Source organism: Rhizobium sp. PP-CC-3G-465 (assembly GCF_004343445.1).
GTDB lineage: Bacteria > Pseudomonadota > Alphaproteobacteria > Rhizobiales > Rhizobiaceae > Ferranicluibacter > Ferranicluibacter rubi.
The window spans coordinates 62,396-88,315 of record NZ_SLYH01000006.1 but is presented as its reverse complement, the minus strand read 5'-3'; the positions used below and the strand labels follow the sequence as shown (position 1 = coordinate 88,315).

Here is a 25,920-nt window from a genome sequence, read left to right as displayed (position 1 = left end):
TCGCGGCCTCTTGCTATATCGCTATGCTTACTCTGCATTTCTGAAAATGATGTCGCTGACCATCTCCGCGCCAAGGAAGAAGACCAACATGTTGGAATTTGCGATATCCTCATTCATTAGCGCCCCGATCGCCTGACCGACCACTACCTCCCAAGGCTTCTTACACCCGAGCACGGCACAGACGAGCTGACGAATCTTTTTGATCTTCTTGTGACGTAGCCGATCGTCCGATCCAGCTAGTTCGTGAATCGAGATTTTGTCCGGGTGCTCCGGGTTTTCCTCAACCCATTTCGTCGCCGCAGCTATAAAACCCTCCCAAGTCGTCCCCATCACAGCGAGGCAGGGATCACTTAGAAGGACATTTTCGATCGCATAGCATTGCAGGCGGTATCGCCTAATAGGCGGACGATGTTGGAGCGGCTGATCGATCACGCCGTCGCCGTCGCGAAGGGAAAACGCGATGGGGTTGTCGTAAAGCGTACCGAGCAGATCGACGCAGAAGCTCTCTAGTTCACCCTGCTGGTCTACGCTGCCTGCCAGCACAGGAAAGACCTTGATCCGTCCCTGCGATGTTCGCGCCGCCTGCTGCCAAACGCGTTCGTCGTCCTCGCCTTCAAGGATCAGCGCCGCGTCTTCGCTCAGCGAAAGTGAAAGGGGGTGGCCGAAGAACGGGGCAATCTTCCGAAGTTCCGCGCTGGTCGGTTTGAGTTCAACGGTATCCACCGCGAAGTTCTTGGTGCCAATCGATACATATTGCGAATCCGCGAGAGAACAGACTAGCGGGCTGCTATGTGTAGAGAGGCATATAGCGATGCTGTCCGCGTGGTTGTTGAACTCATCGAGCATGGCGATGATCAGTTTGCCGAGCCGCGCCTGAAGGTCAGGGTGAAGGTGCACGTCTGGCTCGTCAAGGAGAAGTACGTTGAACTTCGTTGGGTCAATTGTATCGAAGAAATAGAGAATCTCGGAGGCCAGAGCCACGGCTTCTGATTCGCCGCTGCTGATTGCGTCCGGGCTTATTGTTTGGCCGTCAGCGAGTGAACGAAACTCGAAATCGGCGTTGCCCATCTCTAGTGAGATATTAGTGAGCAACTGATTGACCTTGCTTAGCCGGTCCGTCTCGAAGTTGCGAGTTCGGTCCATCCGGATTTCAGGCGTACTAGCCAGGCGACGCAGGTAAAGTGTTTCGGCTTCGCGGAAAAGCATCGCCGATGCGGCTTTGAAGTTATTGGCCTGATTCACCGCCCGAGTTTGCCGAAGCCAACTGGGATCATTACTCATAGCTGTGAGGACGTTGCCATCGCGTTTGAACGTCCCAGCGCGCTCTGGGCTGACGTACCGGACAGAAAAGAGATGGTTGCTCTGACTGATCATTGCTTCGATGTCACGAAGGAAACGGCTCTTTCCCGCGCCATTGCGGCCCATGATTAAATTGATATTGTTGAGATTGATGAGATGGGCTGTTTGCCCCTTCAGTTCGTTTACATTCAACGTCGCACACCGTTCTTCATCGGCTATTATGGATTCGGACAATGCAACCTAACAGGGTTGGTCAAAGTTTCTAGACGTTTGCCGCCGCATCGACTGCAAATGTTCAGTCGCAGAGCAGTAGCGTCTGCCAGGTGAACAAGTGGAACTTGCGGAATGGACTAACGGAAGTAAGCATCAGCTTTTGAAATGCTTCTAGACCAAGCTGCTCGTTGACCCAAGGTCCGCTGTCCAGCTTCGCCGCCTGAAAGTTGCCAATCTCTAAACGGCGTAGATCGGACAACGCGCCGCCTGAAGCTAACGTCCGCTTGTGGCGCATAGCGGAAATACAGCCCCTGCAAGGATATTGTCACCGTCATTCTTATCTAGCGTGACCATTGGCTAAAATCTTGTTTTTGCGAGACAAAGACTAGAGATGACGCGGTGACACTATTAAAATTGGTTGAGATCGGCCAATTCGCCATTGCAGGCCAAAATCTGACAACGGAGTGGGTCGCGCCCCATCGTTACAAATCAATGATTTGAAGAATCCTAAAGGGCGTTTCGAGGGGTCTTGAAGCCCTCTTCACAGACGCCGGCAGATTTGGCGAAAATGGCCAAGTCGCGCGGATTCTGCCACTGCCTCGCTGTCAAGAACTCGTGCAGCGCGCCGTGAGACAGAGAGGCGCAAACTCCGCAGGACGGACGGTTGCTCCCATGGATTGCCGCAGCCACGCTGCTGGTCCGCGCGTCAGCATATGCTAGGGTTGCGTGAAGAACACCACTTTCTGCCCGATGGAATGTCGATGAACGAAACCTGGATTGCGCCTGCGATATTCGGATCTCTGTCTGTGGCGTCTGTCGGTGCCATGCTGTTGTCCCCGAGGATGTCGGTCCGGCACCGCGACGATGACACGAACACGGTCGTGAGACTTTTTGCCAACATCTTCGTGGTCATGTCCTCTCTTGTTTTCGGCCTGATGATCAATTCGGCGAAGAACACGTATGAGAGCATCGATACCAGCGTGCACGCTTTCTCGACGAACATCATCTTGCTCGATCGCACTCTGAGGACATACGGTCTCATGGGTAAGGAAGCGCGCGACAAGCTGCACGACTATGTCGTTCATGCTCTTGCCAATCCCGCCGCAGCGGATGTTCGTCGGCCGGATGACGGTGGGCGTGCGCTCGATGCCGTGGGGGACGCGATCACGGCCATCCAGCCCGCCGATGACTTTCACCAGAACCTGCTGATCGATATACGGCAGCAGTATCATCGCCTGGTGGAGCAGAGGTGGAGCATCGTTGGAAACGCCGAAGGTGCGATCCCCATGCCGCTGATCGCCTTGCTCGTCGCCTGGCTCACGCTCATCTTTGCCAGTTTCGGCTATCGCGCGCCGTTGAATGCCGTCGTGACGATTTCCTTCCTCGTTGGCGCCAGCTTGATCGCAACGGCATTTTACCTCGTCCTGGACATGGATGTTCCGTTCGAAGGCACCATTCAGATTTCGGACGCTCCGCTACGCCGCGCTCTCGCGGAGCTGCAGCCTTGAGTCTCAAAATGGCTCCGACGCCACCGCCCTCCCGCAAATAGACCATTCATGGACTGGACTTATATCCAAGCAAACCTCGACTGGCTCGGCCACATCGTCGAAGCCATCGTCATGGCCGCGATCGTGGCCCTGTTGCTCTGCGTTCTCTTCGAGCGGCGGGTGGCGGTTCTCATGGGATTGGCCTTTGCCCTCGGGCATTTCCATGGGCGGGAAAAGCGGGATTTCGAGGTCAGTGTGAATATGAAGCCGCCGCATCTCGAAGGGTATGAGATGTGGAAATGGTCGTTCGATCAGATGACGGACTTCTGGCCGACGGCGCTGGTGATCCTCGCGGTGGCCGTCGTCTTGCACAGGCGGTGGCGCTGACGCCGCGTCTCCCGAAGCCTCGCCAGATGACCGGGCCTCGATCCTTTACGGTGCTGTATCCGCGCGGATGATCGTGGAGTAATCCGGGCCGTTGCTGGGTTGCGCCAAGGCCTTGGCGCTGATGGCGGCTTTGGCGCGCAGCTCTTTTTCCGGCAGCCTCCAGAGCGTCGCATCCTGATCGAGGAGGTAGCTCGGGAGATAGCCGGACAGCAGGATGCGCCAGTCCATGGGAATGCCGGGCGAGACCAGGCGGGCGAGATCGAAAATGACGGTGGTGCAGTTGCTGGTCAGCGTATCGTAGAATTGCGGCGTCTCGGCGCGCTCGTTGGCGGCGTTGATATAGGTGAGGAAAAGGGCGGCGGCCGCCTGCCGGGGCAGCGCCAGCGGGTAGAGATAGGTATCCTCCCGGCGCATATTGGTCCGGAGATAGAGAATGTCGCTCTCGTCGGCGGCGATGAAGGCGAGCTCGTAACTCTTGAAAAAGCCGGCGATGGAGGAAAATTCTTCCGTTTTCTCGCGCCGGATTTCGACTGAGAAGGTCACGCGCTGGCCATCGGCAAAGCTGAAGCTGACGAGCGTATGGGCGATGGCGTCCATACCCCAATAGGACAGGACGAGATCCGTGCCGGTGATCGTATCGAGATCATAGCTTCGGGTTTCCCACAGCGGCTCGGCATCCCGGTCGCTTGTCCAGCGGAAATTGCGCACATTGCGGAGCGTGACGACATCGCCGCCGCTCCCCGCATTGCCGTTGCCGATCGTGCCCGTCACCGTGCGGGCGACATCGGGCGCCCAGTCGCGATCGAGCCGCGGGCGGATCGTCTGCCACCAGATGCCCACGGCGAGGAGCCCCACGAGGAAGATACCTGCGGCGGCAAGGGGATAGCGGCGACCGAACAGGATGAGGCCGAGGATGAAGACGACCCAGAGGAACACCGCCACGCCGCGCAGCAGCCCATCGCCGGGAATGCGATACCACAGCGCCAGCGCCGTCCACACGGTGGCCAGCAGTGCCGCGAGCAGGAAGAGCGCGCTGACGAGGCCGGTGGCAAGGGTCGTGAACAGTCGCATGCTTTGAACCTCTTCAGGGATATTGATGGCGGTGGTATTTGGTGCGCGGCCGCCGATGCTATTTCGGGGCGAGAATGCGGCCGGCGACGGTGAACGGGCTTGCCACCACCTGCCCCGCTGCATCGAGAATGAAGGCACCGACATCCCCAGGCGTCGCCGCACCGGGACGGCCGAGGGCGCTGACCTGCGGCGCAAGGGCCGCAAGGCTCGCATAGCGATCATGGCCGAGCCCATCCGGCGCATTCAGCGAGGTGATATCGACCACGAGGACGCCATAGGCCTTCGCCGTTTCCCGCACCTTCGGATCCTCGACATCCAGCCGACCGACCCGCGGCCGGGAACCGCTGAGCAGGCTCGATGCCGCCAGTGCTTCGTCCTTTGGCGAGACGAGCAGCACCAGCGGCGAGCGCAACCGGCCGACCACGTCCATCTGGCGGCGGAAAAGGTCCGCGTCGATATCGGGTGCCGCGAGGATCACCGTCAGCTTGTCGAGCACATCGCCGCGATCCGTCAGGCGCAGCTGGCGCAGCGATTCCATGATGAGAAAACCGCCCATGCTGTGGCCGAACACGAGGATCTGTCGCACCTTGCGGGTTTCGGCGAGCGCGGCCATCAGCGACACGAGGTCGTCGCGGGAGAAGAGCACGGCATCCCGATCGGCGAGATAGCCCGAAAGCGCGCCTTCGGACGGCCAGGAAAACAGCACCGGCGTCGCCTTGCTGCGCGAATCCACCGCCATCTGCGCCAGCCGGAACACGCCCTCCTGATAGCGATAGTTGAACCCATGCACGAACAGCCCGATCGTGCCGTCGAAGCCGGGCTGCGAGACGATGGCAGCCACCATGCTGCGCTGGTCGAGCGCGCGACGCTCGCGCACCGTCATCGCCCGTGTCGGATCGGCCTTTTTCGTGGGGTACTCGATGGCCGCGGGCTTGTGCGCCGCGGGTATGGACAGCCGGTAGCGCTCATAGGTCAGAGCACGGGCGCGACCGCTGTCGAAGCCGTCCCCGTCCCGCTCGCGATTGGTGACGGCAAAAAGCGTAAGCGCCTTGCCGCCGGACGCGGCCGCATCTCCGGGCGTGCCCCGAGCAAGGGACACGGGATCGAGCACCGAGGCCGCCGGCCGGCTGGCACAGCCGCCGAGGGTCGTCAGCAGGGAAAACAGGAAGATGAGGAAGGCGGGGCGGACACGCGGCAAGGCGGCGGCGGCGCGGATCGCGATCATCAGGCTTCCTCACGGGTTCGTGCGCACCGCTGCGCGGACAGTCTCGATACCCGGCATACGCTGCGGGCACCATGCTGGACAACATAGGGCCGCGCCGGCCAACTGACCATCTCGCGGTTTCGGAAGAACGACATGCGTCAAGACAACGGGCGAAAGCCCGTCGTACGTCGCTTTTTTCACGCAACGGGCTTTCGGCACTTTCTAACACACGCATGAGACGCATTCGTGACTTTCATGCAACAGCCCCATTTTTCGAGGTGAGCCAGACCGCATTTTGGCGCTGTCCCCTCTACTGCTCGCGTGAAAACCGACTACTTACCCACCATCCGACGCACACTTGCTGATTGCGCCGCTCTCTTTTTGAAGGATAGCTTCATGACCCGCTTTACCAAGATCTTGCTCGCTGGTGTCGCTCTGGCGGCTTCCGGCTCCATCGTCCGCGCTGCAGATCTGACCGAGCCGGTCGGCCCGGTGGTCGTTGAGACCAATGGCGGCTTCTACCTCGGCTCCGTCAGCAGCCTGACCTTCCTCGACGACACGTCGTTTGCCGCTGGCGGCGCACGCGTCGGCACGGACTACGACGTCGGCTACTACAGCGGCGTTCGCGCCGGTTACAGCTTCGGCGACATGGGTTATGTCTCTCCCCGCGTCGAACTGGAAGTCGGCTACGGCAACGCTTCGGTCGATAACCACCGCGTCAGCGGCGTCGGCGCCATCAGCTCCATCGACAGCTTCGGCGACGCAAGCACCATTCTGGGCTACGTCAACGGCTACCTCGACATTCCGCTCGGCGGCCAGCTTTCGGCCATTACGCCTTACGTCGGCGGCGGCGTCGGCGTCATGAACCTCGAATTGCGTCGCCAGGGCGTTGCCGGCGTTGCCACGCTGATGGACGATGACGACACGCGCTTTGCCTACCACCTGGACGCCGGCGTCGGCATCAACATCCAGGAACTGGGCCTGTTCACCAATTTCGCCCTGCTGACCAACACCACCTTCGACATCGGCTACCGCTTCACCGCTGCCGACGATTTCTCGTTCACGGCACGTGATGGCTCGCGTTCGGAAACCGATTTCCGCAGCCACGCCGTCATCGTCGGCTTCCGCAAGAGCTTCTAAGAGCCTTTCGGTCCTCGAACGCAAAAAGCCGGCTGGTTCACCAGCCGGCTTTTTCGTATGTGGAAGACATGGAAATCGGCGGGACATCACGGGCAGGAGGGTAGGATTCGTGACACGCCTCGATAGCACGCCACATACGACCGGCCTTCCGCCCGCAGACGCAACAGCGCGTGGCTGCCGCACGTGCACGCTCTGCTGTCGCCTGCCGGATATCAATGCGCTGGACAAGCCGGCCAATGCCTGGTGCCGCCATTGCGTGGCGGAGCGCGGCTGCACGATCTATGCCGAGCGCCCGGCACTCTGTCGCGACTTCCTCTGCGCGTGGATGACGAAGCCCGATCTCGAACCGGAATGGGACCCGCTGGTCGCGCATATGATGGTGTACGAGCAGGGACCGCAGACGACTGTGCTGGTCGATCCCGATCATCCGACGATATGGCAGCAGGCGCCCTATAAAGGGCTTCTGGAGCGCTGGGCCGCGCAGGCCGAGGCCAGCGGTGGCTATATCATCGTGTTCGTGGGCGACGATGTCTTCAAGGTCGAGCCTAAGCGGGCCTGATCATAGCATCCGGGACCGCAACGCGACCCCGGAACACATCATCCTATCAGTTGCCGGCCGGACGTGCCTGGCTCCAGGCGGCCAGAGCCTGCGTGAACGCTTCATTGCCGGCCGCACCCTTTTCCAGCGTCAGCAGCGCACGGCGGCCGTTGCGATAGGTCAGGGGAATATCGATCCACGAGCGGGTGCGCAGGAGGTCGAGATTGGTCGTCACGGCCTCCGGAAAGTCGTTGAGCGCAATCATGTGGAAGTCGTCGGTGATCTTGGCGGGGACCGCGATCAGCGGATCGCCACGATCCTGTTCGTTACGCTTCATCGCCACGCGTTGGACGCTGTCGATGCTGCCGCCCTCGAAATTCTCGGGCAGCGAGAACACGAACTCGATCGTGTGGCTGGCCGGCAGCGAGGTATCGGTGTTGCGCTTGATGGTCATCAGCGCGGTCAGGCCACGATCCGGCACGGTGATCTGCGCCTGGATGACGGGCTCGGGACGCTGCCCGGCTTCCGGTGCTTCTTCCTTCAGCGACCAAGCGACGCCGCCTTCGATGGCGGTCGGCGCCGTCTGGCCGAGGCGTTCCTCGTAGAGGAACATCTTCTGGGCGCCGGCCGGCATCTGGGTCGTCGCTTCATTCGGTGCGGAGGTCGGGCTCACCGGCGGTGTCGTTGCGGGTGCAGCGTCGGCACCGGGCGTGGCCGAAGGATCGGCCTGAGCCGCCGGCGTGGCGGGCGTGCCCGCCGTAGGCGGTGTCGCCGTCGCCCCGGCATCGGCCGTATCGACAGGGCGGCTCGCCTCCGTCTGGGCGGCGACGGATTTGCCTTCCTGCGCGGTAGCGGCGCCGGCCGGCGGCTGGGCCGCACCTTCGTCGATCTCGGTGCCGTCGGTCTGAAGGCGCTGGGTAAACTTGTTGCTCGGCTCGGCCGACGCCACGTCGGTCGTCGCATTGCCGTTGGCTGCGGTGCCGGAGGCTGCGCCGCCGGTTCCGGTCGCCGAGGTTCCGCCATTGCTGGCCGTCGGCGGCGCCGTGTTCAGGGAGGCGATCGTCTCGGAAACCCAGCCGTTCACCGAATCGCGGTTCGTCCAGTAGGCATAGCCGCCGCCGCCGAAGACGAGCAGCAGGACGAGGACGGTGGCGATCCGCTTGAGACTGAAGGCCGACTTGCGCGGCTCGGCGCGATAGGACGCCGGGCGACGCGGTGCGGGAGGCGCTTCTGCAGGATCGAGCGGAGGACGGCTCTGGGCTGCAGCCGCAGCACCGCCGGCAGCCAGCAGGCTGTCGATCTCGTCCCAGTTCTGCGGCGGCGGCGGCTCATCGCTCGGGCCCGCCTGTTCGGTCTCGTTCGTGCGATCGACCGGCCAGGACCAGTCCGACACGGCGGGCTCGGTGCCCTCGGGGCGAACATCGTGCTGGAACGGGTCCGTCTCGTCGAGCGCCCAGGAATGCGACGGCTCGCCCTCGGGCGTCAGCCCGCCGGAAACGGCGGGAAGGACGACGGGTGCGGCATCGGCGGCATAATTGTGATCGTCATGAGCGACCGGCTCGTCGGCCCAGCCGGCATCGTGAGCCGCGACGTCTTCGGCCGAATGCGTCCCGACGCTTTCCGTCCAGACAGGCTCGATATGCGCGGCAACCGGCGTGCCAGCCTGCTCGGCCGGCGCTTCGTTCCATTCCGGCAGATCCCAGTTGGCCGCCGGCATCGCGCTGGCGTCGCGCTCGGGCTCGATCGGCTCAATGACGGGCGCCGGCTCGTAGGGTGCAGGCTCCACATAGCTCTGTTCCGGCTCGATATAGTCCGGCTCGATCGAAGCGGGTTCGGCCGGTTCCGGTTCGTACGGTTCGACGGGCTCCATGTGCCGGGGCTCGGCCCAGGCCTGCGCCGGGTCCTCTGCGGAAGCGGGCTCTACGGCTGCGGGCTCTTCGAGCGCGACCGTGTCGTTCTCATCGACACTCTCCCATGCGGGCGATGCCGGCTGCTGAATCTGGGCATATTCTTCGGCCAGCACGTCTGCTGCGTCCAGCGTATCGCGATCGGCGACCGGCTCGGGCTCAAGATACGGCTCGGGTTGCGTCTCAGACTCTGGTGCATATTCCGGCGGCACATCTTCCGAAGGCGCCGGCTCATCCGCGTAGACCGGCTCCGGAGCGGGCTCTTCGTAAACCGGTTCGGGCTCGGGAGACACGTCCGCGACAGGTTCGGGCTCCGGCTCCGGCTGGGGCGCAGGTTCCGGGACGATGGGCGCGGCCTCGACGGCCTCCTGCCGATCGACATGCGTCACGTCATAGGGAACGGGCGGCTGCTCGAAGGTGACAGCGGCCGGTGCCGGCTCGGCGGGAACGTCTTCGGCCGGAAGTACGGCCACGGGGATAACGGCAGCGGCAACAGCTGCCGCGGGCACGACCTCGGGCGGCACATCCTCGACAGGGGCCGGCGCGTGGGTTCCCTCCACCTCCGTGATGGCCGCTTCGAGCTTGCCCATCTGGCGGTCGATCATCTCGTCGGAGGGACGAGGCTTCATGCTTTCAAGCTGGCGACGGACGGCGCCCCGGGCCTTTTCGTAAACCCTGGACCGCATGTCCGGACTGTTGTCGGACAAGCCGTCCACGGTCCTGCGAATAACTGCTACAAAATCCGCCATCGAAAACTTTCTTTCAACCCTTCGGGGTGATTAAGCCGATACTTGATATGGCGCAAGCGCGGGATCTCTCACAAAACCCGCGCTTTACGCCCTTGTCATCACCCCGTCACAGGTCCGTTAACCTAGTCCTCAAACGGATCGGTAACAAGTATGGTGTCGTCACGCTCCGGACTTGTGGACAGGAGAGCGACCGGCGCACCGATGAGTTCTTCGACCTGGCGGACATATTTGATCGCCTGTGCCGGCAGTTCGGCCCAGCTGCGTGCGCCGACGGTCGATTCCTGCCAGCCTTCCAGCGTGATGTAGACCGGCTCGACCCGGGCCTGGCTGGCCTGGCTTGCCGGGAGATGGTCGATCTCGACGCCGTCGAGCGTGTAGCCGACGCAGATCTTCAGCTCCTTCAGGCCGTCCAGCACGTCGAGCTTCGTCAGCGCGATGCCGGTGATGCCGTTGGTGGCGACGGACTGGCGCACGAGCGCCGCATCGAACCAGCCGCAGCGGCGCTTGCGCCCGGTGATGGTGCCGAATTCATGGCCCTTCTCACCGAGGAACTGGCCGATCTCGTCATGCAGCTCGGTCGGGAACGGGCCTTCGCCGACGCGGGTCGTGTAGGCCTTGGTGATGCCGAGGATATAGCCGAGCGCGCCCGGACCCATGCCCGAACCGGCAGCGGCCTGGCCGGCAACCGTGTTGGACGAGGTGACGAAGGGATAGGTGCCGTGGTCGATGTCGAGCAGCGTACCCTGCGCGCCTTCGAACAGGATGCGCGCACCCTTGCGGCGCAGACGGTCGAGCAGCAGCCAGACCGTATCCATGAAGGGCAGCACACGGGCGGCGATCGAGGACAGCTCGTCCATGATCGCGGTGTGGCTGACTTCGGCCTCGTTCAGGCCGCGGCGCAGAGCATTGTGATGGGTGAGCAGACGATCGACCTTGGCCGGCAGCGTCGAGAGATCGGCGAGATCCATGACGCGGATGGCGCGGCGGCCGACCTTGTCTTCATAAGCCGGGCCGATGCCGCGACGGGTGGTGCCGATCTTCGTGCCGCTGTTGGAGGCCGCGTCCTCGCGGATGCCGTCCAGCTCGCGGTGCAGCGACAGGATCAGCGTCGCATTGTCGGCGATGCGCAGGTTTTCCGGCGTGATCGTCACGCCCTGCCCGTCCAGCTTCTCGATTTCGGCGATCAGCGCATGCGGATCGATGACGACGCCGTTGCCGATGACGGCGAGCTTGCCCGGGCGCACGACGCCGGAGGGCAGCAGCGACAGCTTGTAGCTGGTGCCGTCGATGACGAGCGTATGGCCGGCATTATGCCCACCCTGGAAGCGGACGACGACATCGGCGCGTTCGGAGAGCCAGTCGACGATCTTGCCCTTGCCCTCGTCACCCCATTGCGATCCGACAACCACGACATTCGTCATTTCGTTTTTCCTGTCTGCAAGCGCACGTTTTCATCCGCGCTCATCTTCGCCTTGCACGCGATTGCCCTGCCTCAATCCGGCAATGGCATCCCGCACCGACCCATGGTGCTGCATCCCGACCCACGATCCGGGGCTGCAAACCCGCGCATCTATACTGTCTTGTTTTTTCAAAAGCTATTCCGTTCGCCCGGAAATCAGGGCTTTTTGCATGGCAGCATGCCGCTTTACGCGATATGCAGCGCAAAGGACGCGCCACGAACCCTCGCTCCTCTTGACCGAGACGGAATTTCAGCTTGAACATCCAGGCCTATCTGATCCTTGCGCTGACCACTTTCATCTGGGGCGGCAACTCCGTGGCCGGCAAGATCGCCGTCGGCCATGTCAGTCCGATGCTGCTGACGGGCATGCGCTGGGTGATCGCCTGCACCCTGCTTCTGGCCATCGCCATCCCCCAGCTCCACAAGGACTGGCCGCTCATCCGCCGGCATTGGCTTCTGCTGTTCAGCTACGGCGCCATCGGGTTTACCGCCTTCAATGCCTCGCTCTATTCCGCCCTGCAATATACCAGCGCCATCAACGCGGTGATCGAACAGGCCGCAATCCCCATGGTGATCTTCGCCATGAACTTCGTACTGTTCCGCACCGGCGTCTCGCTGGCGCAGTGGTTCGGCTTCGCGCTGACGCTGTTCGCTGTCGCGCTCACCACATCGCATGGCAATCTCTCGACGCTGCTCTCGCTCGATCTGAACCGCGGCGACGCGCTGATGATGTTCGCGGTGCTCGTCTATGCAGGCTACACCGTGTCGCTGCGCTACAAGCCGGGCATCCACTGGAAAAGCCTGATCGCCGTCTCCGCCTTCGCAGCCCTCTTGAGCAGCGTGCCCCTGATGATCTGGGAAAGCACCTCCGGCGCCATGATCTGGCCCGACACGACCGGCTGGATCATCGTCGCCTATGCCGGCATCTTCCCATCGCTGATCTCGCAAATCCTCTATGTGCGCGGCGTGGAGCTGATCGGCCCCAACCGCGCCGGACTGTTCATCAACCTCATCCCCATCTTCGGCACGCTCCTGTCGATCGCCCTCATCGGCGAGACGCTCCAAACCTTCCACATCGTCGCACTTCTGCTGGCGATCGTGGGGATCGCGGTGGCGGAAAAGGGGCGGCCCAAGGTGGCCGGTTAATACCAAATCGGACAATGAAAAACGCGCCGGACCCTGGGGATCCGGCGCGTTTTTTATGATCTTGACCTGGCTGCTGCCGGCTTACTCGACGTTGAAGACCAAGGGCTTCGCCTGGCGGATGGCCGGGTTGGCAGTCAGCGTTTCCAGCAGGCTATCCGGCACGGGGCCGTCGACATAGAGCAGCGCGATGGCATCCGAGCCCGCATCCTTGCGGCCGAGCTGGAAGTTGGCAATGTTGACGCCGGCGTCGCCGAAGGTCTTGCCGATGAAGCCGATCATGCCGGGAACGTCGGTGTTGGTGATGTAGACCATGTGGCTGCCGACGTCGGCATCGAGGTTGATGTCCTTGATCTGGATGAAGCGCGGCTTGCCATCCGAGAACACCGTGCCGGCGACCGAACGCGTCTGGGTTTCCGTCGTCACCGTCAGCTTGATGTAGCCGTCGAACACGCCGGTCTTGTCGCGCTTGACCTCGGAAAGGATGACGCCCTTTTCCTTGATCATGATCGGTGCGGAGACCATGTTGACATCCGAAACCTGGCTGCGGATGAGGCCGGCAAGGGCCGCACTCGTCAGGGCCTTGGTGTTCATGGCGGCCGTCGAGCCGTCATAGAGGATCTCGATTTCCTTGATCGCGCTTTCCGTGACCTGACCAACGAAGGCGCCGAGCACTTCGGCCAGACGAATGACCGGCTTGAGGATCGGGGCTTCCTCGGCCGTGATCGACGGCATGTTGATCGCGTTGGAAACGGCACCCTTGACCAGATAATCCGACATCTGCTCGGCGACCTGAAGCGCGACGTTTTCCTGCGCTTCCGTGGTGGCGGCACCGAGATGCGGGGTGCAGACGACGTTCGGCAGGCCGAACAGCGGGCTTTCCTTGGCGGGCTCTGTCTCGAACACGTCGAAGCCGGCGCCGGCAACATGGCCGGACTTGATGGCTTCGGCAAGCGCTGCCTCGTCCACGAGACCGCCACGGGCGCAGTTGATGATCCGCACGCCGGGCTTGGTCTTGGCGATCGCTTCGGCATTCAGGATGCCGCGCGTCTTGTCGGTCATCGGCACATGCAGGGTGATGAAGTCGGCCTTTGCCAGCAGCTCGTCGAGCTCGACCTTGGTGACGCCCATCTCCTCGGCGCGTTCCTTCGACAGGAAGGGGTCGTAGGCGATGACGTGCATCTTCAGGCCAATGGCACGCGAGATGACGATGGAGCCGATATTGCCGGCGCCGATGACGCCGAGCGTCTTGCCGGTGATTTCGACGCCCATGAACTTGGACTTTTCCCACTTGCCGGCCTGCGTCGAGGTATCGGCGGCAGGCAGCTGGCGGGCGACGGCGAACATCAGCGCGATGGCGTGTTCGGCCGTGGTGATGGAGTTGCCGAACGGCGTGTTCATGACGATGATACCGCGGCGCGAGGCGGCGGGGATATCGACATTGTCGACGCCGATGCCGGCGCGGCCGATGACCTTCAGGTTGGTCGCAGCCGCGATCAGCTTTTCCGTCGCCTTGGTGGCGGAGCGGATGGCGAGACCGTCGTAATTGCCGATGATTTCGGCAAGCTTGTCCTTGTCCTTGCCGAGCTGCGGCTGGAAATCGACATCGACGCCGCGATCGCGAAAGATCTGGACGGCGGTTTCCGACAGTTCGTCGGATACGAGAACGCGAGGTGCCATGAGAGGCCTCCACTGGTGAGAACGTCTTGAAAGGAAACGGGATGTAATGCGCGTAGGAACGTGGCGGAGACGGCGCGACGAGGCGCGGTCCCGACCCTTGTCCGGTTTAGGCGGCTGCCTTGATCTGCGTGGCCTTCTGGGTCGCGAACGCCCAGTCGAACCAGGGCATCAGCGCCTGGAGGTCGGCGGTGTCGATGGTCGCGCCGGCCCAGATGCGGAAGCCCGACGGGGCATCGCGGTAGGCGCCGATATCATGGGCGACGCCCTGCTTTTCGAGCAGCGCGACCATGCCCTTGGCAAAGGCGTCCTGCTGGTCGGGCGCAAGCGCCGTGACCTCGGGATCGACGATCTTGAGGCAGACCGACGTGTTCGAGCGGGTGTCCGCAACCTCTGCGAGGTTGGCGATCCAGTCGGTCTTCTCGACGTAATCGAAGATGACCTGCGCATTGGCATCCGCCCGCGCCATCAACGCATTGAGGCCACCGAGCGACTTTGCCCACTGCAGCGCATCGATATAGTCCTCGACGCAGAGCATGGAGGGCGTGTTGATCGTTTCGCCCTGGAAGATGCCCTCGACGATCTTGCCGCCCTTGGTCATGCGGAAGATCTTCGGCAGCGGCCAGGCTGGGGTGTAGCTTTCCAGCCGCGCAACGGCGCGTGGGGACAGGATGAGCACGCCATGGCCGCCCTCGCCGCCCAGCACCTTCTGCCAGGAGAAAGTGACGACATCGAGCTTGGAGAAATCGAGGTCCTGCGCGAAAGCGCCGGAGGTCGCGTCGCAGATCGTCAGGCCCTGACGGTCGGCGGGAATGAAATCGGCGTTGGGGACGCGAACGCCCGATGTGGTGCCGTTCCAGGTGAAGACGACATCACGGTTGAAATCGATCGTAGAGAGATCCGGCAGCTTGCCGTAGTCGGCGGTGATCTTGCGGGCGTCGGAGAGCTTCAGCTCCTTCACGACGTCGGACACCCAGCCGGAACCGAAGCTTTCCCAGGCGACCATATCCACGCCGCGCTCGCCGAGCAGCGACCACATCGCCATTTCCACAGCGCCGGTGTCGGACGCGGGCACGATGCCGATGCGGTAGTCCGCCGGCACGTTGAGGACCTCACGGGTCAGATCGATGGCTTGCTTGAGCTTGGCTTTGCCGACCTTGGCGCGATGCGACCGGCCGAGCGGTGCATCGGAGAGAGCGTCCAGCGACCAACCGGGGCGCTTGGAGCAAGGTCCAGACGAAAAATGGGTGTTTGCCGGACGCAGATCCGGTGTCGCAGTCGTATTCATGGTGGCTATCCTTCCAGATAGAAAGCACCTCGTTAGGGAGGCGTGTCCTGCCGCCGTGGTTACAGAAACTGCTCATGGAACGCAAGGAAAAATTCCATGTTCCGGACGCGGCCCGTCGTTATGAGCAAAGTGCAGGACGTTTTCAGGTCTGGTAAAAGGCCGGGCAAAGCGCCCGGCGCGGGCCCTATCGCCAGCCGTGTCCGGTGCTGGCCGAGCGGCCGCCCTGAAGGGCAAGAGCGATGCCGTAACCGGCGAGCAGGGCTGCGGTCAGGCTGACGAGCGGGCGTTCGCGGACGGTAGAACGAACCTTTGCCGCGGCATCCGAGCGATGCTCGGCGATGCGCGTTCGGAGCGTCTCGATTTCCGCCTTGAGGGCGGCCACCGTATCGGCGGCGTCGCTGGAGGACTGATCTTCTTTTGCGGCGAGTGCTTCATCGACGAGAGGTGCGTCGGTGTCGATCGTGCCGCGGGGGATGGGGTTTCCGATGTCGGTCATGGCGGGCTCCTTTTGCTGGAGCCTGAACCTGCGGACCGCGACAAGGTTCCTCTCGCCCGCCTACGGAAGGCTAGTAGAGTGAGAAACGCAGGCCGGCGCGGATTTCGTGGCGGGAGAGGCCGTCGTCGCGGGCTTTCTCGCGCGAGCGGGCGAACATGTCGCCATTGGCGATGTCGGAATAGCGGTAGCTGATATCGAGCTTCAGCCGCTCCGTGAGATCGTAGGATGCGCCGGCCATGAGGGCATAGGTGAAGCGCCAGCTGTCATCGCCCTCGTAAGCGCCACCGGCAACCGGGCCCGCTTCGGTGCGGGCGGTGACGTCCTGCCAATCCACATAGGTCGCACCGACGCCGGCGCCGAGATAGGGTGTGAAGCCGGCGATGGTTGCGAGATCGACATAGCCATTGGCCATGATACCGACGCCGCGCAGGTCGGCCCGGTAGCGCGTCGAAACGCCTGCCGTTTCCTGCGTGCCTTCGAAGCGGCCGTCGAAGAGGTCGGCGGTGACGTCGGCGCGCAGGATATCAGTTAGCTGGTAGCCGAGCCCGAGCGTGCCGGAAACGGGACGGTCGAAACGATCGTCATCGAAGCCGCGGCGGGCACCGCCCACCGACAGGTCGGGCGCGCCGTCATCGCGAAACGCCGCAGTGCCGAGATCGCCGCGCAGATACAGGCCGGTCGAGACGGTGTCCGTGGCGATGGTGACTTCCGGTGCCGAGAGCGGCGCGTCTTCGGCCTGTGCGGCCGGCAGGCCGACGCCCGCGCTCAGGACGGCACAGGCCAGGCCGGCCAGGTACGTTGCTGCCGATGATGCCTTGGTCGCCCGTGCTTTGGCCAGTGATGCTGTGGCCAAGTTTGAAAGACGCGTCATGGAGCCCTCGATTGCCCGGTGTCGCAGCCGGCCGGCGAATCACGCAGGCGACCGATATACAGGCGTTAACCTTTGGGCCGGTATGGTTAATGGCGCGTTAACGGAGCAACCCGCTCAGGCGGCAAGGCCGGAGCCGTAGGACGAGCGGAACTGCGGCGGGCGTTCCGTCATGACGCTCGCCTCGAAGACGACATCGGCGCCGGCAAGCCGGTACTGCAGCGGCGGACCGGGCTCCATGCGCACATCGAGCGGGCCGGCGCCTTGCGTGTCGGCCAGGCCGAAACCGTCGATCAACTGGTTGATATCCACCTCGCGGGCGAGCAGGCACTGGAGAAGCAGGCAAACGGCGGCGTCCGACAGGCTGTCCACGGGCACGATGCGCTCGAAGATCTGGTCCATGCCGGCATGGCCGGTGATCCGCCAGAAGTGTCTGTCCATCGTCGCGTCCCGTCAATTTTTCATCGAATCATCCGGTTCGACCCTAACCCGCGACGCGGTGGGAACAAGCAACCCCCGGCTACGCCCGCCATGCTGGTTAATGCCGCCTCACCAAGGCACCATCGAACCGTGCCGAAAACGCACGAAAGCCGCCCTTGCGGGGCGGCTTTCTCAAAGTGGCAAGACGGAATGGCTTATTTGTAGACCGGCTGTTCGACCGGGTATTCCGGGACATAGGCCTGCTCGCAGCCGCCGAAATTGTAGCGCAGGCCGGCGCGGGCTTCGTGGATGTTGATGCCCTTGTCGCGACCGGGGCCGCCGCTTTCCTTGTAGCCGAACATGTCGCCGCCGACGATCTGGCGGAAGCGATAGCCGACGTCGGCCTGCAGGTTGCAGGTGAGGTCGATGGCCGTACCGGCCATGAGGCCGTAGGTGAAGCGCCACTTGCGCTTGCCGCTATGCTCGAACTCGCCGTCGCAATTGTCGGGGTTGCCGGTTTCGCAGCTGGTGTTCTTCAGCTTGTCCCAGCGCACCTGCGTGCCGCCGATGCCGGCACCGACATAAGGGGTGAAGATGCCGTAGGTGCCGATATCAACATAGGCGTTGGCCATCAGGCTCCAGGCGGTCATCGAGGAAATGTCGCGCGAGGTGCAGAAATCGGCGACGCCGCAGCCGCCCGTGGTCGAGCCCTCGAAATCGGTCTTGCCGAGATAGTCGAGCGTGAGGTCCGTGCGCAGGTAATTGGTGACCTGGTAACCCACGCCGACGCCGCCGGTCCAGGTATCGTCGATATCGTAGCTGTCGAAATCGCGCTCGTAGGAATTGGAGCCCTGATAGAATTTCGCGCCACGCAGCTTGGTGAAGGCATAGCCGACATCGCCGCGCAGATACCAGCCGCTCGCAGCGCCGACCTCGACGGGGGCAGCTTCGACAACGGGTTCGAGCGGGGGCTGATAGATGTCGGCGGCGAAGGCGGCGGTGCCGGTCAGCATAGCTGCCACAACGCCGATCACGAAAGTCTTCATGGCTCACTCCATTAGAATGTTGTGTCAGCCCACCTTCGTCGTGCAGCCCGACCGTCCTATTGGAAAGCATCATGGAGGAGATTGGTTAAGGCTCGTTTAACCAAGAAAATTCACCGTATTTCGAAAGAAAAAAACCCGGCGCAAGGCCGGGGTTCTTCGTTCAACCGTCAATCCTAGAGAAACCTACGCCGCGTGGCGGACGGAGCCGATGACGGAGACGAGTTCGTCGACGATGCGCTCGACCTGGCCGCGATCGTCGCCTTCCGCCATCACGCGGATCAGCGGCTCGGTGCCGGAGGGGCGGATGAGGAGGCGGCCGTTCTTCGACAGGGCGGCCTCGGCATCGGCGATCGCCTGACGGACGACATTGTCCTCCAGCGGCTTGCCGGCGGAAATGCGCACGTTCTTCAGGACCTGCGGCACGGGCGTGAACTTGTGGCAGACCTCGCTGACGGGCTTGCCCAGCCGCTTGACGCTGGAGAGCACCTGAAGCGCGGCGACGAGGCCGTCGCCCGTCGTGCCGAAATCCGAGAGCACGATATGGCCCGACTGCTCGCCGCCGATATTGAAGCCGTTTTCGCGCATGTGCTCGACGACATAGCGGTCGCCGACCTTGGTGCGCTGGAGCGACAGCTTGCGGCTCTGCAGGTAGCGCTCAAGCCCGAGATTGGACATGACGGTGGCGACGATGCCGCCGCCGCGAAGCGTGCCTTCCGCCGCCCAGCTGTCGGCAATCACGGCCATCAGCTGGTCGCCGTCGATGATCGTACCCTTCTCGTCCACGATCAGCACGCGGTCCGCATCGCCATCGAGCGCGATGCCGATATCGGCGCGGACTTCGTGCACCTTCTTCGACAGGGCCGCCGGGCTGGTGGAGCCGCAATCCAGATTGATGTTCGTGCCGTTCGGCTCCGTGCCAATCGACACCACGTCGGCGCCGAGCTCCCAGAGGGCGGCCGGCGCAACCTTGTAGGCGGCGCCATTGGCGCAATCGATGGCGATGCGCAGGCCCTTCAGCGTCACATCGCGCGGCAGCGTGCGCTTGGCGTGCTCGATATAGCGGTCATGCACGCCGTCGATGCGCTTGGCGCGGCCGATCTCGTTGCTGCGCGCCAGCTGCATCGACAGGTCCTGATCGAGCAGTTCCTCGATCTGGCTCTCGATATCGTCGGAGAGCTTGTAGCCGTCGGGGCCGAAAAGCTTGATGCCGTTGTCTTCGAACGGATTGTGCGAGGCGGAGATCATCACGCCGATATCCGCGCGCAGCGAACGCGTGAGCATGGCGACGGCGGGCGTGGGAATGGGGCCGAGGACGAAGGCATCCACACCGGCCGCGGTGAAGCCGGCGACCAGGGCGTTTTCCAGCATGTAGCCCGACAGGCGGGTATCCTTGCCGATGACGACCCGGTGACGGTGCGCGCCGCGGCGAAAGATGGTGCCGACGGCAATGCCGACCCGCATGGCGAGATCCGGCGTCATCGGGAAAATGTTGGCCTGCCCGCGAATGCCGTCGGTGCCGAAATATCTGCGCTTCATGATCGCTCCATCGTCCAGAGCCGTTTCCGGGAAGTCGGGTTCACCGGACGGCTGTCTCTCATTTGTATTGCCGCATCGTCGGAAGGCGACGCTCTGCCGGGACCGGAACGCTCCGGTCTCCATGGCGCTTTCGGGACGTTCTGCCACAGACAGGCTGAAAACGGCATCCTCGCGGCCATCAGAAATGATTACACGCCGTTACCTTCGTAAAGCTTACCCGGATGGAGACCGAACGCGCCGATAACCACGCGCGCGAAAGCGCCGTGGAGATGAGGGCAGTTCGGACGAGGCGCTGGAAGCTGCCGCGTTGGGTAGTGAAGTGGAAGATGACATCTTCCAGCGCCTCGTTCGGTGGTTTTTCCCGCAGCCCGGCTGTCTTGAAGAAGATTCCATCGGCTCTCCCCGACGGCGCGTCCGGCAGTCACGGCGCGGCTTGCCGCCGCCTTGCCAGGTTTCACAGGACGACCGCGGTTTCAACGGTCGCCGCCTCTTCTATGACATCGCCACGCCGAGACCCTTTCGAGGTCCACGACGGACAGCCCTTTCACGAGCCCGGAGATAAGGACCTGCGTAAAATCCTTAACCCCGGCACCGGCCCCGCCTCGCCGGAACGCCTTCCGGTGCATCCGATAACGGGACGAGGCAAGTATGGTGGAGGAAATGTGGGCGGGGAAAAGCGAAAATGAAAAAATTTAGCAAAACAAAAAACCCTCCGGCGTGAGCCGAAGGGTTTCGATGGTCTGCAAGGCTTAGTAACCGGCTTATTGCGGCTGCGGCTCAAGGCCGCCTTCCGCTTCGCCCTTGGGCGTCGTACCGTCCTTCTTGGCACCGGCCGAGGGAACGGCGGGACCGCGATGGGGGGGCGAATCGTCGCCGAGGTCGCGGGCGGGCTTGTCGCCGCGCATCAGCGCCTTGATCTCTTCGCCGGTCAGCGTTTCATATTCCAGCAGGCCTTCAGCCACGGCCACGAACTCCGAATTCATGTCCGTGATGATCCGGCGGGCTTCGTCATAGGCTTCGTCGATCAGGCGGCGAACCTCGTTGTCGATCTTCTGTGCGGTGGCTTCCGACACGTTCTTCGACTGCGAGACGGAGTGACCGAGGAAGACTTCCTGCTGGTTTTCGCCGTAGGAAACCTGGCCGAGCTGGTCGGAAAAGCCCCACTGCGTGACCATGGCACGGGCAAGCTTGGTGGCCTGCTCGATATCGGACGACGCGCCCGAGGTGATGTTCTCCTTGCCGAAGGTGATTTCCTCGGCAACGCGGCCACCCATCATGATGGCGAGGCGCGAGACCATCCACTTGTAGCTCATCGAATAGCGGTCGCCTTCGGGAAGCTGCATGACCATGCCGAGCGCACGACCGCGCGGAATGATGGTCGCCTTGTGCAGCGGATCGGCTGCGGGGACCTTCAACGCGACGATGGCATGGCCGGCTTCGTGATAGGCCGTCAGCTTCTTTTCGGACTCGGTCATGGCAGAGTTGCGGCGTTCCGCACCCATCATGATCTTGTCCTTGGCGTCTTCGAACTCGGCCATAGTGACGACGCGCTTGTTGCGGCGTGCGGCCATGAGGGCGGATTCGTTGACGAGGTTCATCAGATCGGCACCGGAGAAACCGGGCGTACCGCGGGCGAGAATCTTCAGATCGACATTCGGTGCCAGCGGCACGTTGCGGACGTGAACCTTGAGAATGCGCTCGCGACCGTTGATGTCGGGATTGGGCACGACGACCTGACGGTCGAAACGGCCCGGACGCAGCAGCGCGGGATCGAGAACGTCGGGACGGTTGGTCGCGGCGATGAGGATGACACCCTCGTTCGCCTCGAAACCGTCCATCTCGACCAGAAGCTGGTTCAGCGTCTGTTCGCGTTCGTCATTGCCGCCGCCGAGACCGGCGCCGCGATGACGGCCGACCGCATCGATTTCGTCGATGAAGATGATGCAGGGCGCGTTCTTCTTGGCCTGCTCGAACATGTCGCGAACGCGGCTGGCGCCGACGCCGACGAACATTTCGACGAAGTCCGAACCGGAAATCGTGAAGAAGGGCACGTTGGCTTCGCCGGCAACCGAGCGGGCGAGCAGCGTCTTACCCGTACCGGGAGGGCCGACCAGCAGCACGCCACGCGGGATACGACCGCCGAGGCGCTGGAATTTTTGGGGATCGCGCAGAAACTCGACGATTTCTTCCAGATCCTGCTTGGCTTCATCCACGCCGGCAACGTCATCGAACGTGATGCGGCCATGCGCTTCGGTGAGAAGCTTCGCCTTCGACTTGCCGAAGCCCATGGCGCCGCGCGAGCCACCCTGCATCTGACGCATGAAGAACAGCCAGACGCCGAGGATCAGCAGCATGGGGAGCAGCGTGCCGATGAAGCTCAGGAAACCGTTGGAGCCATCCGTTTCCGGACGAACGGTGACCGTCACGTTCTTGGCTTCGAGCCGTTCGGTGAGCGCCGTATCCACGGAGGGAGCATAGGTCTGGAACGTCGCGCCGCTCTCGTTGAAGGTGCCGAGCACCTTGTTGCCGGTGATGACAACGTCCTTGACGCGGCTGCCATCGACATCCTTCAGGAACTGCGAAAACGGAACTTCCCGCGAGGCGCTACGCTCCGACGGCTGCTGAAACATGCTGAAAAGCGCAATCAGCAAGAGAGCGATAATGGCCCAGAGGGCAAGATTACGAAAATTAGGGTTCATCGAATTCCCCGGAACCGGTGCTGGCGCCCCGCGACCGGGGCCCATATTTCTTCGCTAACATAGGGTTCGCGACAGGCCTTGCCAAGGCAAACCGCCCTTTGCCCGATCATTTCGTCGAGATATCGTCAACCGGACATGTCGGAAACGGTGCGCGGTTGAAAAGCGCAGCAATGCTTTCCGCGATCATCAGGTCGAAACGCGGCAAAAAGGTGTCGTAGGGCGCGATGACGGGCGTGAAGGAAAAGGCGGTAGGATCGGCGGTTGCGCCGTCGGGCAAGTGCACGCCGGGAGACGCCTGCGCGATGCGCCCGGCAACGCCCGTGGGAAGACCGCCTTCCGTGAGCCTGTGGACAAGTGCACGATCCGCACCCGCCACGAGCGTGATCGCGGCCGCGCCGTGGTTGTCGATTGTAAAGCGGCCATCCCAGATCAGCGTCTGCCCCGGCTGGACGGTGACCGGTGGCGGGAGATTGCGGCGCTCGCGATAGACGAACAGCCGCCCGCCGCGTCGCTCGAAAACGCAGCCGCCAGCGGTGGTTGCACCCGGCGCGCCCGTACCAAGAGCTTTGAAGAGGCGGGCGGCGGTGTCCTGCCCGATCGGGTGCGGCTTTCCGGCAAGGGTGGCGGCGAGCACGGCAAGCAGCCGCTGCCAGTGAGTGTCGGTCACATCGAGGTCGGCAAGAGCGATCTCGGCCGCGATGGCGGCGTGAACGCGAACGTGATCGGCGAGAAGCTTCGATATCGCCGTGTCTGCCTTCAGGCGGTGGGAAATCGCGTCCTGGAGGATATTTTCGGTCCCCTGCCCCACGACAACAGGACCGGCCTGCCGGAAGCGGACGCGCTCGAAACGGGGATCGTCATTGCTCGGATCGTCGATCCACCTCTCCCCAAGAGATGTGAGGTCATCGCGGATGGCCTGTCGGCGAACGTTGAGGAAGGGGCGGCAGATCCAGAGGGTTCGATCGAAAAGGACGGCATCCGCCATGCCGGCGAGACCGATGGCGGGCGGTTCGCCTGCGTCTAACGTCTGGGGGCTGCGGGCGGCGCGCATGGCGATGGTCTCGGCCTGATCGTCGCGGGAATGTCCGGTGACAACGAGGTCGGCCTGAAAATCGCGCGCCGCCGCGCTGAGGAGCCGGTAGCGTGCAAGACGGGCCTCTGCCTGGAGGCCGGAGGCGATGCCGGAATGCGACCAGCGGGCGACCGTGTGGGGAATGCCGAGCGCGGCGCAGCGCCGGGAGACCGCCTCGGCCTCTGCAGCCGAACCGGATCGCAGGGCGTGATCGACGGTGCAGGCGACGAGGCGGTGGGGCGCGCCGGAGGTCTTCACGGCGTGATGGAGGCCGAGCAGGAGGCCGACCGAATCGCTGCCGCCGGAGATAGCGACGAGCACGGTGGACGGGTGGCGCAGGCGGGAGAGGAAGGCGTGGGCGGCGGCACGCGGCGCGGTGGCCGCACGGTCGGGGCTTGGCCGGGCCGGCAATAGCGGCTGCATCAGCAGGAAAGGCGGCCCTGCTCGGACGTGACCTTGGCCTTCACCGCGGGGGAGGCCTTGGGATAGCGTTTTCCGACTTCGCGGAGCGTCGCGCAGGCGGTTTCCTTGTTGTCGAGAGCGGCCAGCGACATACCGAGCTTCAAGAGCATTTCCGGCGCCTTGGGCGACTTGGAATAGGCCTGATGCGCGTTCAGGAACGTCTTGGCGCTGTCGTTGAATTTCCCTTGAGAATACTGGGCCTCGCCCATCCAGAAGCTGGCATCGGCCGCCTTCTCGCCCTTGGGGAAGGCTTCGAGATAGCCGCGGAACTCGTTTTCCGCCTGGCTGTAGTCGCCGGAGAGCACATGGCCATAGGCCGACTGGTAGAGATCGCCGGGATTGTCGAGGCTGGCCGTCTGCTGCTCGGTCTCGGGCGTGGCGTTCAGGCCCGGTGCGGCGCGCGTGCCGGGATCGGTCGAGGCGACGGCGCCCAGATCGGTGCTGGGATCGGGTAGGTTGTCGGCATTGGCACCGATCGGGTTGCCGGCATCGTCGAGGATGATCTGGCCGAGCGTCGTCGGCAAACCGCCGGGAGCAGCACCGGGCACGCCGGAGGCCGTCTCCGATCCCGTGCTTGCGCCGGGATCGGTAACGGTTGCAGGCGGTGCCGTGCGACCGGTGGTCGCCATGGCCTCGCTGGAGGTGCGCGGCGTTTCGAGCGCCCCGCTCTTGCGCGGCGCCGCAGGCTTGGCGCCTTCGAGATCCTGGAAGCGCAGCTCGTTGTCTTCCTGGAACTTCCGGATCTGTTCCTGCATCTGCAGGAGCTGGAAGCTCATCTCTTCGATACGCCCGTTGAGAGAGCGGATCGTTTCCTCGAGCTGCCCGATGCGTCCGGCCTCGCTGGCCTGCACCTTGAGCAGCGGCGCCTGTTCGACAGGCTTCGTTCCGTTGCGGTGGAACGTATTGTCCAGCCAGCCGGAAAGCGGCATGGCAGTCACGGGCTGGCTCAGCGACCCGAAGGCGCCAAGACCGATCATGGCTGCCACGACAATGTTCTTCATGTCATGTGTCCCGTTCGATACCGATCATGTCGCAGGCCGAAGCGAAGGAGTCCCGCCTCTACCGCACTGCAACCGCCGCACAGTTTTCCAATTGCCTGCAAAAAGCAACGGAGTTCGGTCAAAGTGTGACGAAAAAGAAAGGCGGCCCTTGCAGACCGCCTTCCCCCTTTCGAAACCTGTCGTCAGGATCGAGACTTACATGTTGCCGCCGCCGAGAACGGTAACCGAGCGGCGGTTCTGCGACCAGCAGGAAATGTCGTCGCAGACGGCGACCGGCTTTTCCTTGCCGTAGGAGATGGTGCGCATGCGGCCGGCCGGAACGCCCTGGCCGGAGAGGAACTCCTTGGCAGCCGCGGCGCGGCGGGCGCCAAGCGCCAGGTTATATTCGCGCGTGCCGCGTTCGTCGGCATGGCCTTCGACCGTGATCTGGTAGTTCGGGTACTTGGCAAGCCACTGTGCCTGGCGCGACAGCGTTGCCTGCGCGTCGGCGCGGATGGACGAGCTATCCGTGTCGAAGAAGATCCGGTCGCCGACATTGACCGTGAAGTCCTGCTGCGAGCCCGGCGTTGCCGAGCCGGCGCCGAGGCCGAGGCCGGCGGCATCGTTCGGCATGTTGTTCTTCTTGGAGGCGCAGCCTGCGAGGGCCAGCGACATGAACAGGGCGATCGCGACGGGATTGCGCGCGAGGGACTGAAGGCGGCCTGTGGCCGGGACGTGAATGCGGCTCATGAGCCGGTCTCCTTGGGTAAGCAAAGGTC

Annotated in this window: 21 protein-coding genes; 5 read left to right on the top strand and 16 right to left on the bottom strand. The window is 63.2% G+C overall.

The genetic code is table 11. The features are described 5' to 3' along the window. Window positions 1-27: 27 nt before the first annotated feature. Window positions 28-1,491 carry an AAA family ATPase gene (locus tag C8J33_RS19655; RefSeq protein WP_245507218.1) on the bottom strand — a complete coding sequence of 488 codons (1,464 nt, stop codon included), beginning with the start codon at window positions 1,489-1,491 and terminating at the stop codon, window positions 28-30. A 698-nt stretch (window positions 1,492-2,189) separates the two neighbouring features. On the opposite strand from C8J33_RS19655, the gene C8J33_RS19650 reads away from it, so the two are divergent. Beyond that, window positions 2,190-3,020, top strand: a complete 831-nt coding sequence (locus C8J33_RS19650) for a DUF4239 domain-containing protein (RefSeq protein ID WP_245507217.1) — start codon at window positions 2,190-2,192, stop codon at window positions 3,018-3,020. Window positions 3,021-3,068: 48 nt separating this feature from the next. Continuing rightward, on the top strand, window positions 3,069-3,386 hold the full coding sequence (locus C8J33_RS19645; RefSeq protein WP_132665083.1) for a hypothetical protein: 318 nt from the start codon (window positions 3,069-3,071) through the stop codon (window positions 3,384-3,386). A 45-nt stretch (window positions 3,387-3,431) separates the two neighbouring features. On the opposite strand, the gene C8J33_RS19640 is transcribed toward C8J33_RS19645, so the two are convergent. Then, window positions 3,432-4,457 carry a DUF4105 domain-containing protein gene (locus C8J33_RS19640; RefSeq protein ID WP_132665082.1) on the bottom strand — a complete coding sequence of 342 codons (1,026 nt, stop codon included), beginning with the start codon at window positions 4,455-4,457 and terminating at the stop codon, window positions 3,432-3,434. Between the two features lie 58 nt (window positions 4,458-4,515). Then, on the bottom strand, window positions 4,516-5,682 hold the full coding sequence (locus C8J33_RS19635) for an alpha/beta hydrolase (RefSeq protein ID WP_132665081.1): 1,167 nt from the start codon (window positions 5,680-5,682) through the stop codon (window positions 4,516-4,518). Between the two features lie 375 nt (window positions 5,683-6,057). On the opposite strand from C8J33_RS19635, the gene C8J33_RS19630 reads away from it, so the two are divergent. Together C8J33_RS19630 and C8J33_RS19625 are read left to right on the top strand one after the other, a co-directional pair. Then, window positions 6,058-6,801, top strand: a complete 744-nt coding sequence (locus C8J33_RS19630) for an outer membrane protein (protein WP_132665080.1) — start codon at window positions 6,058-6,060, stop codon at window positions 6,799-6,801. A gap of 109 nt (window positions 6,802-6,910) precedes the next feature. Then, window positions 6,911-7,360, top strand: coding sequence for a hypothetical protein (locus C8J33_RS19625; protein ID WP_132665079.1), 450 nt, complete (start codon window positions 6,911-6,913; stop codon window positions 7,358-7,360). Between the two features lie 46 nt (window positions 7,361-7,406). Here the strand turns inward: C8J33_RS19625 and C8J33_RS19620 are convergent, their stop codons facing one another. Both C8J33_RS19620 and C8J33_RS19615 read right to left on the bottom strand, forming a co-directional pair. After that, on the bottom strand, window positions 7,407-9,875 hold the full coding sequence (locus C8J33_RS19620; protein ID WP_422038685.1) for a hypothetical protein: 2,469 nt from the start codon (window positions 9,873-9,875) through the stop codon (window positions 7,407-7,409). 242 nt (window positions 9,876-10,117) lie between these two features. Next, window positions 10,118-11,416, bottom strand: coding sequence for an adenylosuccinate synthase (locus tag C8J33_RS19615; protein WP_132665077.1), 1,299 nt, complete (start codon window positions 11,414-11,416; stop codon window positions 10,118-10,120). Window positions 11,417-11,709: 293 nt separating this feature from the next. On the opposite strand from C8J33_RS19615, the gene C8J33_RS19610 reads away from it, so the two are divergent. Next, window positions 11,710-12,600, top strand: a complete 891-nt coding sequence (locus C8J33_RS19610) for a DMT family transporter (protein WP_132665076.1) — start codon at window positions 11,710-11,712, stop codon at window positions 12,598-12,600. A gap of 81 nt (window positions 12,601-12,681) precedes the next feature. Here C8J33_RS19610 and serA read toward each other — a convergent pair whose 3' ends face one another. The 11 genes from serA to pal form a co-directional block, all read right to left on the bottom strand. Further along, entirely contained in the window at window positions 12,682-14,277 is a 1,596-nt protein-coding gene (gene serA / locus C8J33_RS19605) for a phosphoglycerate dehydrogenase (RefSeq protein WP_132665075.1), read from the bottom strand. A gap of 106 nt (window positions 14,278-14,383) precedes the next feature. Further along, window positions 14,384-15,562: a phosphoserine transaminase gene (locus C8J33_RS19600; protein WP_110800749.1), complete on the bottom strand. Its 1,179-nt coding sequence runs from the start codon at window positions 15,560-15,562 to the stop codon at window positions 14,384-14,386. A gap of 184 nt (window positions 15,563-15,746) precedes the next feature. After that, window positions 15,747-16,058 (bottom strand): hypothetical protein, encoded by a 312-nt coding sequence (locus tag C8J33_RS19595; protein ID WP_132665074.1) that lies wholly within the window; start codon window positions 16,056-16,058, stop codon window positions 15,747-15,749. A 70-nt stretch (window positions 16,059-16,128) separates the two neighbouring features. Beyond that, window positions 16,129-16,929, bottom strand: coding sequence for an outer membrane protein (locus C8J33_RS19590; protein WP_132665073.1), 801 nt, complete (start codon window positions 16,927-16,929; stop codon window positions 16,129-16,131). A 114-nt stretch (window positions 16,930-17,043) separates the two neighbouring features. After that, window positions 17,044-17,367 (bottom strand): hypothetical protein, encoded by a 324-nt coding sequence (locus C8J33_RS19585; protein ID WP_110736188.1) that lies wholly within the window; start codon window positions 17,365-17,367, stop codon window positions 17,044-17,046. A 194-nt stretch (window positions 17,368-17,561) separates the two neighbouring features. Beyond that, on the bottom strand, window positions 17,562-18,392 hold the full coding sequence (locus C8J33_RS19580) for an outer membrane protein (RefSeq protein ID WP_132665072.1): 831 nt from the start codon (window positions 18,390-18,392) through the stop codon (window positions 17,562-17,564). A gap of 183 nt (window positions 18,393-18,575) precedes the next feature. Continuing rightward, a complete protein-coding gene (gene glmM / locus C8J33_RS19575; RefSeq protein ID WP_132665071.1) occupies window positions 18,576-19,928 on the bottom strand; it encodes a phosphoglucosamine mutase in 1,353 nt (450 codons plus the stop codon). A gap of 761 nt (window positions 19,929-20,689) precedes the next feature. After that, the gene (gene ftsH, locus C8J33_RS19570; protein WP_110730021.1) at window positions 20,690-22,627 is read right to left on the bottom strand and encodes an ATP-dependent zinc metalloprotease FtsH; all 1,938 of its coding nucleotides are present in this window, start codon (window positions 22,625-22,627) and stop codon (window positions 20,690-20,692) included. Window positions 22,628-22,733: 106 nt separating this feature from the next. Further along, a complete protein-coding gene (gene tilS / locus C8J33_RS19565; RefSeq protein WP_132665070.1) occupies window positions 22,734-24,122 on the bottom strand; it encodes a tRNA lysidine(34) synthetase TilS in 1,389 nt (462 codons plus the stop codon). Then, window positions 24,122-25,162, bottom strand: coding sequence for a tol-pal system protein YbgF (gene ybgF, locus C8J33_RS19560; protein ID WP_132665069.1), 1,041 nt, complete (start codon window positions 25,160-25,162; stop codon window positions 24,122-24,124). The genes tilS and ybgF overlap by 1 nt, the downstream gene beginning before the upstream one ends. Window positions 25,163-25,357: 195 nt before the next feature. After that, complete coding sequence (pal, locus tag C8J33_RS19555; RefSeq protein WP_110800757.1) at window positions 25,358-25,891, bottom strand: peptidoglycan-associated lipoprotein Pal; 534 nt, start codon at window positions 25,889-25,891, stop codon at window positions 25,358-25,360. Window positions 25,892-25,920 lie beyond the last annotated feature (29 nt).